Raw genomic sequence first — 11,757 nt, 5'->3', positions numbered from 1 at the left:
CTCCACTCCGTGACGAAGTACCTCGCGGGCCACTCCGACGTGGTCCTCGGCGCCCTGGCCACCGACGACGAGGCCCTGCGGGCTCGCCTCGCCTCCTACCGCACCCTGCACGGCGCCGTCGCGGGACGCGGCACCGACGCCCGCGCGTCGCGGTCGTCTTCGGCGGACGCTCCGGCGAGCACGGGATCAGCTGCGTGACGGCGTCCGGGGTGCTGGGGGCGATCGACCGGGACCGGTACGACGTCGTCCCGATCGGCATCACGCGTTCCGGGCGCTGGCTGCTCGCGGCGGACGAGCCCGCCCGCTGGGCGATCACGGACGGGCGGCTGCCCGAGGTCACCGAGGACGGCGCGGGCGCCGCCGTCGTCGTGCCGCTCGCGACGGACGACACGGAGCTGGTCGGCCTGCCCACCGACGGCGCCGCGCACTCGCTCGGGCACGTGGACGTGGTCCTGCCGCTTCTGCACGGGCCGTACGGCGAGGACGGCACGATCCAGGGGATGCTCGACCTGGCCGGGATCCGGTACGTCGGCGCCGGGGTCCTGGCCTCGGCGGTCGGCATGGACAAGCACTACATGAAGGTCGTCCTCGAGGGTCACGGCATCCCGGTCGCGCCGTACGTGCTGGTCCGTCCCGGGCGGTTCGAGGCGGACCCGGCCGGCGTGACCGCGGAGGTCTCGGGCCTCGGCCTGCCGGTGTTCGTCAAGCCGGCGCGCGCCGGCTCGAGCCTGGGGATCAGCCGCGTCGACGACCTCGCGGACCTCGGAGCGGCGATCCGCGCCGCCGCGGAGCACGACCCGAAGGTGCTCGTGGAGGCGGGCGTGGCGGGTCGCGAGATCGAGTGCGCGGTCCTCGGCGGGCGCGACGGAGGAGTGCCGCGGACGTCGGTGCCGGGAGAGGTCGTCGTGGTCGACCCCCAGCACACGTTCTACGACTTCGAGGCGAAGTACCTCGACGAGGCCGGTGTCGCGCTGCGGTGCCCCGCCGATCTGCCGCCCGACGTGGAGGAGCAGGTCCGAGCCCTCGCCGCGCGCACGTTCGAGGCCATCGGGTGCGAGGGCCTCGCGCGGGTCGACACCTTCGTCACCCCGGACGGCGCCGTCCTGGTCAACGAGATCAACACCATGCCGGGCTTCACGCCGTTCTCGATGTACCCCCGGATGTGGGAGGTCTCCGGCCTGGGGTACGCCGACCTCATCGACGAGCTCCTGCAGCTCGCCCTGGCGCGGACCACCGGGCTGCGCTGACGCCCCGTCACAGGCACGCGCGCGTCTGCTCCACCTCCGCGACCGCCGGGCCCAGGTCGAGGATGAACGACGTGCTGCTGCTCTCCGCGACGGAGGCGGGCACGAGCACCTCGACCGCGGGCGCACGGCCGTACGTGGTGAACAGCCAGGCGCCGTCGGGCCGCTCGTCGCCGGGGACGCTGATCCAGTCCACGCTCGTCTCGCCGTCGTCCGCGTTGACGCACCGGTCCGTCGTCGGCCCGGGCGGCTCGACGCCGCAGCGGAGGACGACCGGGTCGGCCGGGTCGCCCCAGGCGACGGTCGCCTGGCTCGTGGTGCCCAGGCGCGGCAGGCCCCCGAGGTCGCGGGGCAGGGCCAGGACCACCTCCGCGCACGTCGGGTCCGCGGCGTAGGGCGCGACCTCGACGGGGACGGCGGTGGTGCAGCCGGCGACCAGGAGGACGGCGGCGCCCGTGGCCGTCGCGACCGCGGCACGGGACCGCCCACGCGGGGCTGCCAGGGGGTCCCGGCGCGGGGAGGCGCCCGCGCGCCCGGCGGGCGAGGTCGACGGCAGGGCACGGTGGCGCACGCGATCACGGTAACCCGCTCCGCGGCGTGCTCCGGGCGCGTGGGTCCCGCGTACCGTGGTGGCCCGTGACCGGTCCCTCGCGTGCCCCACGACCCCCGGCGGGACGCCCCGGCCCGACGGTCGCCGACCTCGGCGAGGACGCCCTGCTCGCGCAGGTCTTCCCGCTCCTGGGCGCCGGCGCGGCGACGCTCGTCGGTCCCGGCGACGACGCCGCCGTCGTCGCCGCGCCCGACGCACGGTTCGTCGTGTCGACGGACCTGCTCGTCGAGGGCCGCCACTTCCGGCGCGAGTGGTCCGAGGGGGAGCACGTCGGACGCCGCGCGGCGGTGCAGAACCTGGCGGACGTGGCCGCGATGGGTGCTCGCCCCACCTCCCTCGTCGTCGGACTGGTCGTGCCCTCCGACACGCCGGTGGAGTGGGTCCTGGGCCTGGCCCGGGGCCTGGAGACCGCGTGCGCGCCGCTCGGCGTGGGCGTGGTGGGCGGTGACCTGTCCGGCGGGACGGAGCTCGTCGTCGCGGTGACCGTCCACGGGGACCTGGAGGGACGCCCGCCGGTCCTGCGGTCGGGCGCGCGCAGCGGCGACGTCGTCGCGCACGCCGGCGTGCTCGGGCGGTCCGCCGCGGGGTACGCGGTGCTGGCCGCCGGTCGCTCGGACGACGGCGCCCCGCCCGAGGTCTCCGACGCCGTCGCGCGCTACCGCTGCCCGGTCTCGCCGCTCGCGGCCGGCCCGGCCGCCGCGCGCGCCGGGGCCACGGCCATGATGGACGTCAGCGACGGCCTCCTGCGTGACGCCGGGCGCCTGGCCCGGGCCTCCGCGGTCCGCGTGGACCTCGACGACCCGGCGTCGCTGGCGCCGGACCTCGACGCCGTCATGCCGGTGGCCGCCGTGCTGGGTCCGGGGGCGGCACCGGCCGACCCGCTCGACTGGGTCCTCACCGGCGGCGAGGACCACGGGCTGCTGGCCACGTTCCCGCCCGGGACCGCCCTGCCCGAGCCGTTCCGGCGGATCGGCGTCGTCCTGCCGGCCGAGGGCGACGGACCACGGGTGCTCGTCGCGGGCCGTCCGCCCGAGGTGCGGTCGGTGGGGTGGGACCACTTCCGGGGGTGACGCGACGCCCGGCTCCCCACGCGGGGGCTCGCCGGCGGCGGCGCGCCGCGTCGGCTCTCAGCCGCGCACGTAGCGGACCTCGGGGAGCCGCTCGTCCCCGTAGGTGCTCAGGCGCTCGATGCCGTCGGGGACGAACCCGTGACGGCGGTAGAAGTGCGCCGCGCGGTCGTTGCTCGCGAGGACCCACAGCGTCACGCGCGCGCCGTCGGGCACCTGCTCCAGCATCGTGCGCATGAGGCGCCGGGCGACACCCTGGCCCCACGCGGCGGGCTCCAGGTAGATGGTGTGGATCTCCAGGGTGGTCCGGTCCGCGTCCTCGTCGCGGCTCGGGCCGAGCGAGGAGAAGCCGACGACGTGCTGGTCCTCGGGGTCCTCGGCGACCCAGACACGGATCTCGTTGCGCTCGGCGTCGCCCAGCTGCGCGCGCCACGCCTCGGCGCGGGCGCCCTGGTCGAGGCTCGCGAGGAACTCGTCGGGCACCGCACCGGCGTAGGCCTCGCGCCACGAGGCGATGTGCACGGCGGCGATCTGCTCGGCGTCGTCCACCGTCGCCGGTCGGATCACTGCTTCCCCCACGTCGTCAACCATGGCGACACCATGCCATCGTCCGACCCGCCGATCCAGTCCTTGCCCCGTTCTTTGAGGTCCCTTTGACCGGACGCCGCGGATCTCGTCGTCCTGGGACCGGGGACGCAGACGCGCCGAAGCCCGCAGAGCGGGGCTCTGCGGGCTTCGTGGCACGACCCGCCGGGGTGCGGGGGCGTGGAACGCTCCCCGTCGACGCTCAGGCGGTGCGCTGGACCTTGCCGGCCTTGAGGCACGAGGTGCACACGTGGACGCGCTTGGGCGCCCCGGCCACGACGGCGCGGACGCGCTGGATGTTCGGGTTCCAGCGGCGCTTCGTGCGGCGGTGGGAGTGCGAGATGCTGTGCCCGAAGCCCGGGCCCTTGCCGCAGACGTCGCAGTTGGCAGCCACGTTCTTCTCCTGATCGTCGTGCATGCCGCGTGCTCCGTGCGGAGGGCGGCTCAGCGTGTTCGGTGGGCCGCGCCCGTCCTCGACCCCCGGCGGCGAGCCGCGGCGGTCGACGGAGGGCGCCGACGTGCCCAGGCGTGACCGGGCAACCTCGTTAGGGTAGCCGATCGGCGGTGATGCCCCAAACGAGCCGGGGACCGCCCCGTGTCGGTGGCGCGGGACATGATGGCGCCCCCGGCGGTCGAGTGGTGGAGGTGCGTGATGACGGCGGCGCTGCCGGGGGAGCTCCCTCAGAGCACCCCCTTGCTGGACCGGCCCGCCAGGGGTCTGGTGGGTGACCGGACCGCCAAGGAGCTCGAGAAGCTCGACGTGCACACCGTCGGCGACCTGCTGCTGCACCTGCCGCGCCGGTACGCCCTGCCGGGCGAGCTGACCGACATGCGCTCGCTCACGGTCGGCGAGGACGTCACGGTGATGGCTCGGGTGAGCGCGGTGGCCTCCCGACGCACCCAGAAGGGCGGGGCGCTGCTGCAGGTGACGATCACGGACGGGGTCCGCGAGATGCTCCTCGCGTTCTTCGCCCGCAGCCCCCGGGTGCTCGAGCACCACCAGCGGCGGCTCCTCGTCGGGCGCGTGGGCGTGTTCGGCGGACGGGTGAGGGCGTACCGCGGCTCCTACGAGCTGACGCACCCGGACTACCAGCTCGTCGGCGTGGACGTGGACGACGAGGCGGCTGCGCTGCACGAGTCGAGCCGCCCCGTCCCGCTCTACCCCGCAACGTCGCAGCTGCCGAGCTGGCGGATCCGCAAGGCGGTGGCGACGGTCCTCGGCACCGTGCGGCCGGAGGACGTGCCCGACCCGGTGCCGGACGAGATCCGCGCCACACGGCGGCTCGCCGACCGCCACCGCACGCTGCTGGACCTGCACGACCCGGCCGACGAGGCCGAGTACCGGCGCGGCCGGGACCGGATGCGGTACGAGGAGGCCTTCGTCCTGCAGGCCGCGCTCGCCCGGCGGCGGCGCGCCGTCGCGGAGCAGGACGCCGTCGCCCGGCCGGGTGCGGCCGACGCCGCGGCGGGTCTCCTCGCCGCCTTCGACCTGCGGCTGCCGTTCACGCTGACGCAGGGGCAGGTCGACGTCGGCGCCACCATCGCGCGGGACCTGGCGGAGCCACGGCCGATGCAGCGGCTGCTGCAGGGCGAGGTCGGCTCCGGCAAGACCCTCGTCGCGCTGCGCGCGATGCTGCAGGTCGTCGACTCGGGCGGGCAGGCCGCCCTGCTCGCCCCTACGGAGGTCCTGGCCGCCCAGCACGCCCGCACGCTGCGTGCCCTGCTGGGCCCGCTCGCGGAGGGCGGGCTGCTCGGCGGGGCGGAGAGCGCGACCCGCGTCGCGCTCCTCACCGGCTCGCTCGGTGCCGCCGCCCGTCGGGAGGCGTTGCTGGACGCCGCCTCGGGGCGCGCGGGGATCGTCGTGGGCACGCACGCCCTGCTCGGGCCGAAGGTGCAGTTCGCGGACCTCGGCCTCGTCGTGGTCGACGAGCAGCACCGGTTCGGCGTGGAGCAGCGGGACGCCCTGCGAAACCGCACCGACGGGCCGACGCCGCACCTGCTCGTCATGACCGCCACGCCGATCCCGCGCACGGTCGCCATGACGGTGTTCGGGGACCTCGAGACCTCCACGCTCGCGGAGATCCCGGCCGGGCGGCCGGGCATCACGACGCACGTGGTGCCCGCGGACAACCACGCGTGGATGGAGCGCACCTGGCGGCGGGTGCGGGAGGAGGTCGACGCGGGGCACCGGGTGTACGTCGTGTGCCCGCGCATCAGCCCCGACGACGGCACCGGGCAGGACGGCACCGACGCCGCGGACCTCGTGACCGACGCCCCCGGGCTCCTGTGGGAGTCGTCCGGCGTGCCGGCGAGCGCCGACCCGGCGGCGACCGACCGGGAGTTCCTGCGACTCATGACGGCCGAGGGCTTCGTACCCCCGCCGGACGAGCCGCGGCCGCTGCGCGCCGTCCTCGACGTGGCGGAGGAGCTGCGTGCCCATCCGGCGCTCGCGGGCGTGCCGGTCGGCATCATGCACGGTCGCCTCGGCGCCGCGGAGAAGGACGACGCCATGGCGCGCTTCGCGGCCGGGGACGTGCCGGTCCTCGTCTCCACGACGGTCGTCGAGGTCGGGGTCGACGTCCCCGAGGCCACGGTCATGGTGGTCATGGACGCGGACCGGTTCGGGCTGTCGCAGCTGCACCAGCTGCGCGGGCGGGTCGGCCGGGGGAGCGACCCCGGGCTGTGCCTGCTCGTGTCGTCGGCGGCGCCCGGGACGGCAGCCGCGGCGCGGACGGAGGTGCTCGCGTCGACCACCGACGGCTTCCGGCTCGCGGACGCCGACCTGCGGCTGCGGCGGGAGGGGGACGTCCTGGGCTCGTCCCAGTCCGGCCGCGGCAGCTCCCTTCGTCTCCTGCGCGTCCTGGAGGACGCCGACCTCATCGCCGAGGCGCGGCAGGACGCCCTCGGCCTCGTCGACGCCGACCCGTCGCTGGAGCGGTGGCCCGAGCTGCGGCGGGCCATCGACCGGTGGCTGGGCCCGGACCGCGAGGAGTTCCTCGAACGGAGCTAGGCCGCCCCGTCGCCGGTGGAGCCTGCGTGCCCGGCGCGGGTCCTCGGTGGCTAGCCTGGGCCGGTGACCAGGATCGTGGCCGGGGCGGCCGGTGGGCGTGCCTTGCGGGTACCCCCGCGAGGGACCCGGCCGACGAGCGACCGCGTCCGGGAGGCGCTGTTCTCGCGCCTGGACCACGCCGGCCTGCTCGACGGTGCCCACGTCCTCGACCTCTACGCCGGTTCCGGTGCGCTGGGCCTCGAGGCGGCGAGCCGGGGTGCCACGGACGTCGTGCTCGTGGAGTCGGCCCGGACCGCCGCCGAGGTGTGCCGCCGGAACCTCGCCGCGCTCGGGCTGCCGGGCGTGCGCGTCGTCGCGGAGAAGGTCCTGCCGTACCTGCGTCGCACGCCGCCCCGCGGGCAGGTCGACGTCGCTCTCCTCGACCCGCCGTACGACCTGCCGGAGGAGGACCTGGCGGAGGCGCTCGCCGCGCTGGTCCCGCACCTGGCCGAGGGTGCGACCGTCGTCGTCGAGCGGGACGCCCGCACGCCCGAGCCGGCCTGGCCGAGCGGCCTCGAGCGGATCGCCGACCGGCGCTACGGCGAGACGGTGCTCTGGTTCGCCGGGGCGGAGGCGGCTCCCGACGCCCCGGCCGCCACGAGCGGGAGCCCCGGGCCTGCCGCGGCCGCGAGCGTCGTGTCCGGCACGGCCGACGGGCCTACAGTGACGCCGTGAGCAGCGACCCCGTCGGCACCGGCGCCCTGAGCGTCGCGGTGTGCCCCGGCTCCTACGACCCTGTGACGCTGGGCCACCTCGACGTCATCGGGCGGGCGGCGCTGCTCTTCGGGACCGTCGTGGTGGCGGTCGCGACGAACGCCTCGAAGGCGACCCTGCTCGACGCACCGGCGCGCGTCGAGCTCGCGCGCGCCGCGGTGGCGGGGATGCCGAACGTGCGGGTCGAGCTCGTCCCGGGGCTGCTCGTGGACTTCTGCCGCGACGTCCGCGCGACCGCGCTGGTGAAGGGGCTGCGGGGCGGTGCCGACTACGACGCCGAGCTGCCCATGGCGCTGATGAACCGACACCTCACGGGCATCGAGACGGTCTTCCTCCCCGCCGACCGTTCCGTCGCGCACATCGCGTCGTCGTTGGTCAAGGACGTCGCGCGGCACGGCGGCCGGATCGACGACCTGGTGCCGCCCGGGGTGAGCGGGGCCGTGCTCGCCCGGCTCGCCGACCTGGGTCACCTGGGGCAGACGGGCACGTCCGAGAGCGGAGACAGGAAGGCGGCACGATGACGGACACCGGACCGATCGAGGGGCACCCCGGCGACGACGAGCGACGGCGCCCCGAGGGGCTGACCGGCGTGCTCGACGCCCTCGAGCAGGTCGTCGGGCAGGCGCGCGCCATGCCGATGTCCTCCTCGGTGCTGATCAATCGCGCCGAGGTCCTCGACCTGCTGGAGCAGGCGCGCTCGATCCTCCCGGCGCAGCTCGCCCAGGCCGACGAGGTGCTCGCGGACGCGGACACCGTCCTGCAGGACCGGCAGCGGGAGGCCGAGGAGATCGTCGAGGCCGCCCGGGAGCGCGCCGCGGAGCTGGTCGGCGAGCAGGAGGTCGTCCGAGCGGCACGCCGGCGCGCGGAGGAGATCGTCGCCGAGGCCGAGCGCACCGCCGCCGGGCTGCGACGCGACGCCGACGACTACTGCGACCGGCGGCTCGCGGACTTCGAGATCGACCTGGGTCGGGTGCTCGCGCAGGTCCAGGCCGGCCGGGCGAAGCTCGCAGGCAGGCTCGAGATGGACCTCGACGCCCGGGACGACTGAGCGGGGCGTCGACGTCGGCGAGCCGGCCGGGTGCGCGGCGAGCCGGCCGGGTGCGCCGGCGCCGGGCGTTTGGGCGGCTCCCCGCGATGGCGTAGGATCGTCCGCTGGTCCTGCCGCTCGCGGCGTGGACCGAGATCCCCGACCCAGGACCGACTCCGTGGAGCGTCACATCACCGCGCACCCCCGTTCCCCGTACGTGCTCGACACCCATGAGCTCGCGCGGCGCCCGGGGACCATGCGGACGCTCCAGCGGACGGTGCCCGCGCCCGAGGACCTCGGTACCGCCGTGATCGGCATCCCCGCCGGCAGCGACCTCCACCTGGACCTCAGGCTCGAGTCCGTCATGGAGGGGATCCTCGTCTCCGGTGCCGTCCGGGGCCGGGCCGTCGGGGAGTGCGTGCGCTGCCTGGAGGAGACGTCGGCCGACGTCTCGGTCGACATCCAGGAGCTGTACTACTACCCCGACCGCGCCCGCGTCGCGGCCGAGACCGGCGAGGACGAGGACGAGGTCCGTGAGCTCGAGGGCGACCTGCTCGACATCGAGCCCGCGGTCCGGGACGCGGTGGTGCCTGCGCTACCGTTCCGTCCTGTCTGCTCCGCGGACTGCCCCGGTCTGTGCCCGCAGTGCGGCGCACGCCTGGCGGACCCGGAGAACGCCGACCACACGCACGAGGTGCTGGACCCCCGGTGGTCCGAGCTCGAGCGGATGAAGACCCTGTTCGACGAACCGAAAGAGAGCTGATCGTGGCCGTTCCGAAGCGCAAGATGTCGCGCAGCAACACCCGTGCGCGTCGGTCGCAGTGGAAGACCACTGCCACGACGCTCACCACGTGCCCCCGCTGCAAGGCGCCCACCATGCCGCACGTCGCGTGCCCGTCCTGCGGTGCGTACAACGGCCGGCAGTACGCCGAGGCGCTGCGCAGCGAGCACGAGGCCCGCTGAGTCGCTGCACCCTGCTGGTGACCGGTCGACGTCCATGACCGCGGAGCCCGCCACCCAGCTCGTCGAGAAGCTCGGGGTCCACCTGGACCCCGAGCTTTTCGTGCTGGCGCTGACGCACCGCTCCTTCGCGCACGAGGCGGGCGGCATCCCGACGAACGAGCGGTTGGAGTTCCTCGGGGACACCGTCCTCGGCCTCGTCGTCACCGAGGCGCTGTACCGCCGCCACCCGGACCTCTCCGAGGGCGAGCTCGCGAAGATGCGGGCCGCCACGGTGTCCCAGCGCTCGCTCGCCGCCATCGCCCGGGAGCTGGGGCTCGGCGGCTACCTCCTCCTCGGCAAGGGCGAGCTGACGACCGGCGGGCGGGAGAAGGACTCGATCCTGTCCGACACCCTCGAGGCGCTCTTCGGTGCGGTGTACCTGACGCACGGCCTGGAGGGCGCACGCGGGGTCGTCGAGCGTCTGGTCGACCCCACGCTGGAGGTCGCGGCGGACCTCGGCGCCGGTCTGGACTGGAAGACCTCCCTGCAGGAGCTCGCCGCCCGGCTCGACCTCGGCGCGCCGGAGTACGTCTGCGACAGCGAGGGCCCGGACCACGCGCGCAGGTTCACCGCCCGCATCGTCCTGGACGGCGAGGTCCGCGGCACCGGGACCGGCACGGCGAAGAAGCTCGCCGAGCAGGAGGCGGCCGCCGACGCCTACCGCGCGCTGCAGGCCCTCGCCGCGGCGGCCGACCCCGCGTCCTGACGTGCCGGAGCTGCCCGAGGTCGAGACGGTGCGGGACGGGCTGGCCCGGCACGTGCTGGGCCGCCGGGTCGGCGCCGTCGAGGTGCGTCGGGACTCCGCCGTCCGCCGGCAGGAGGGCGCCGCGGCGGAGTTCGCCGGGCGTCTCGCGGGGCGCACGCTCACGGCCGCCGTCCGCCGCGGGAAGTTCCTGTGGCTGCTGCTCGGTGACGGCACGGACGAGGCGCCCGCGCCCGGCGGTGAGGCGCTGCTGGCCCACCTCGGGATGAGCGGCCAGCTGCTCGTGCGCGACGCCGCCACGCCCCCGGTCGAGCACCCCCACCTGCGCGCCCGCCTCCACCTGGCGGCGTCGCACGACGACGGACCGCTCGTGCTCGACTTCGTCGACCAGCGCACGTTCGGTCACCTCACCGTCGTGGACCTCCTCCCGACCGACGACGGCGCGCCGGGCGGTCACGGCAGCCCGGCTGCGGTCGTCCCGGAGCCGGTGGCCCACATCGCCCGTGACCTGCTGGACCCGGCGCTGGACCGGCCCGGCCTGGTCGCGCGCCTGCGGGCGCGCCGGACCGACGTCAAGCGCGCGCTCCTGGACCAGACCCTCGTCTCCGGGGTCGGGAACATCTACGCGGACGAGGCGCTGTGGCGCGCTCGCCTGCACTACGCCCGGCCCACGGACCGCCTGCGCCCCGTGGCGGTCCGCACGCTCCTCGACGCCGCGGCGGACGTCATGACCGAGGCGCTGCGGGTGGGTGGCACGAGCTTCGACGCGCTCTACGTCAACGTCAACGGCGCCTCCGGGTACTTCGACCGCTCCCTCGCCGTGTACGGGCAGGAGGGCGGGCCGTGCCCCCGGTGCGGGACGGTGGTGGTCCGGGAGCCGTTCATGAACCGGTCGTCGTTCCGGTGCCCGCGCTGCCAGCCGAGGCCCCGCGGCGGTGGCCTCCGGGGTGCCGTCCGTCGCCCCGGTCCCGGGGTCACCACGGCGCGCGCGACGCGCCGTTCCGGGGTCTCCGGGCCATCCGGCCCGTTCCCTGCCTAGGATCGTCCCCGTGGTAGCCAACGTCCCGCCCGCAGCCGGGCGCACTGCTGACATCGCCGTCATGATCGTCGACGACCACGAGGTCGTCCGCAGGGGGATCGCCGAGGTGATCGACCGGGCCGACGGCATGACCGTCGTGGCCGAGGCGGGCACCGTCGCGGAGGGCGTGCGCCGAGCGACGCTCGTGCGCCCGCAGGTCATGCTCGTCGACCTGCAGCTCCCCGACGGCACGGGCATCGACATCCTCACCGCGGTCCGCACCGCGCTGCCCGACACCCGGGCGATCGTCCTGACGTCCTTCGACGACGACGACGCGCTGGCCGCCGCCCTGGAGGCCGGCGCCGCCGCCTACGTCCTCAAGACCGTGCGCGGGGCGGAGATCGCCGACGTCGTCCGGTCGGTGGCCGCCGGGCGCACGCTGCTCGACGAGCGCACCGTGACCCGGCGCCGCGCCGGTCACGACGACCCGACGTCGGACCTCACGCCGAGCGAGCGGAAGGTGCTCGACCTCATCGGCGAGGGCATGTCGAACCGGGAGATCGCCGAGCGCCTGGGCGTCGCGGAGAAGACGGTGAAGAACCACATCACGTCGTTGCTGTCGAAGATGGGCCTGCAGCGGCGCACCCAGGCCGCGGCGTGGGTCGCGGGCCACAAGCGCAGCTCCTGGCGCCCCGAGCACGACTGACGGCGCCTCCGGCCGGCCGTTCTCGGCGCGAC

Annotated in this window: 15 protein-coding genes; 12 read left to right on the top strand and 3 right to left on the bottom strand. The window is 75.7% G+C overall.

Annotated features, from left to right (window positions below; translation table 11 throughout):
• Together LG379_RS12730 and LG379_RS12725 are read left to right on the top strand one after the other, a co-directional pair.
• Positions 1 to 198: PLP-dependent transferase (locus LG379_RS12730; protein ID WP_225754969.1), on the top strand; the 198-nt coding region annotated here is incomplete at its 5' end.
• On the top strand, positions 186 to 1,247 hold the full coding sequence (locus tag LG379_RS12725; protein ID WP_225754968.1) for a D-alanine--D-alanine ligase family protein: 1,062 nt from the start codon (positions 186 to 188) through the stop codon (positions 1,245 to 1,247). The genes LG379_RS12730 and LG379_RS12725, both read left to right, overlap by 13 nt.
• A 7-nt stretch (positions 1,248 to 1,254) precedes the next feature.
• On the opposite strand, the gene LG379_RS12720 is transcribed toward LG379_RS12725, so the two are convergent.
• Positions 1,255 to 1,815 (bottom strand): DUF3515 domain-containing protein, encoded by a 561-nt coding sequence (locus LG379_RS12720; RefSeq protein ID WP_225754878.1) that lies wholly within the window; start codon positions 1,813 to 1,815, stop codon positions 1,255 to 1,257.
• 65 nt (positions 1,816 to 1,880) lie between these two features.
• Between LG379_RS12720 and LG379_RS12715 the strand changes: the two genes are divergently transcribed.
• Positions 1,881 to 2,924: a thiamine-phosphate kinase gene (locus LG379_RS12715; protein ID WP_225754877.1), complete on the top strand. Its 1,044-nt coding sequence runs from the start codon at positions 1,881 to 1,883 to the stop codon at positions 2,922 to 2,924.
• Between the two features lie 57 nt (positions 2,925 to 2,981).
• On the opposite strand, the gene LG379_RS12710 is transcribed toward LG379_RS12715, so the two are convergent.
• Both LG379_RS12710 and rpmB read right to left on the bottom strand, forming a co-directional pair.
• Positions 2,982 to 3,512, bottom strand: a complete 531-nt coding sequence (locus LG379_RS12710) for a GNAT family N-acetyltransferase (protein WP_225754876.1) — start codon at positions 3,510 to 3,512, stop codon at positions 2,982 to 2,984.
• A gap of 196 nt (positions 3,513 to 3,708) precedes the next feature.
• Entirely contained in the window at positions 3,709 to 3,900 is a 192-nt protein-coding gene (rpmB, locus tag LG379_RS12705) for a 50S ribosomal protein L28 (protein WP_221655189.1), read from the bottom strand.
• A gap of 258 nt (positions 3,901 to 4,158) precedes the next feature.
• On the opposite strand from rpmB, the gene LG379_RS12700 reads away from it, so the two are divergent.
• From LG379_RS12700 to LG379_RS12660, 9 genes are all read left to right on the top strand, one after another.
• Positions 4,159 to 6,516, top strand: a complete 2,358-nt coding sequence (locus LG379_RS12700; RefSeq protein ID WP_225754875.1) for an ATP-dependent DNA helicase RecG — start codon at positions 4,159 to 4,161, stop codon at positions 6,514 to 6,516.
• Positions 6,517 to 6,579: 63 nt separating this feature from the next.
• Positions 6,580 to 7,230, top strand: coding sequence for a 16S rRNA (guanine(966)-N(2))-methyltransferase RsmD (rsmD, locus tag LG379_RS12695; RefSeq protein ID WP_225754874.1), 651 nt, complete (start codon positions 6,580 to 6,582; stop codon positions 7,228 to 7,230).
• Positions 7,231 to 7,256: 26 nt separating this feature from the next.
• Entirely contained in the window at positions 7,257 to 7,790 is a 534-nt protein-coding gene (coaD, locus tag LG379_RS12690) for a pantetheine-phosphate adenylyltransferase (RefSeq protein WP_225754967.1), read from the top strand.
• Positions 7,787 to 8,317 (top strand): hypothetical protein, encoded by a 531-nt coding sequence (locus LG379_RS12685; protein ID WP_225754873.1) that lies wholly within the window; start codon positions 7,787 to 7,789, stop codon positions 8,315 to 8,317. The genes coaD and LG379_RS12685 overlap by 4 nt, the downstream gene beginning before the upstream one ends.
• Before the next feature lie 157 nt (positions 8,318 to 8,474).
• Entirely contained in the window at positions 8,475 to 9,059 is a 585-nt protein-coding gene (locus LG379_RS12680; protein WP_225754872.1) for a DUF177 domain-containing protein, read from the top strand.
• A gap of 2 nt (positions 9,060 to 9,061) precedes the next feature.
• A complete protein-coding gene (rpmF, locus tag LG379_RS12675; RefSeq protein WP_225754871.1) occupies positions 9,062 to 9,259 on the top strand; it encodes a 50S ribosomal protein L32 in 198 nt (65 codons plus the stop codon).
• Positions 9,260 to 9,293: 34 nt separating this feature from the next.
• A complete protein-coding gene (gene rnc / locus LG379_RS12670) occupies positions 9,294 to 10,004 on the top strand; it encodes a ribonuclease III (RefSeq protein ID WP_225754870.1) in 711 nt (236 codons plus the stop codon).
• Position 10,005: 1 nt separating this feature from the next.
• Positions 10,006 to 11,040, top strand: coding sequence for a bifunctional DNA-formamidopyrimidine glycosylase/DNA-(apurinic or apyrimidinic site) lyase (mutM, locus tag LG379_RS12665; RefSeq protein ID WP_225754869.1), 1,035 nt, complete (start codon positions 10,006 to 10,008; stop codon positions 11,038 to 11,040).
• 61 nt (positions 11,041 to 11,101) lie between these two features.
• Complete coding sequence (locus LG379_RS12660; RefSeq protein WP_225754966.1) at positions 11,102 to 11,725, top strand: response regulator transcription factor; 624 nt, start codon at positions 11,102 to 11,104, stop codon at positions 11,723 to 11,725.
• Positions 11,726 to 11,757 lie beyond the last annotated feature (32 nt).

It is taken from the genome of Actinotalea sp. Marseille-Q4924 (assembly GCF_916618755.1).
Lineage (GTDB): Bacteria > Actinomycetota > Actinomycetes > Actinomycetales > Cellulomonadaceae > Actinotalea.
The sequence above is the reverse complement of the archived record's forward strand: the minus strand, read 5'-3'. Positions and strand labels throughout refer to the sequence as shown.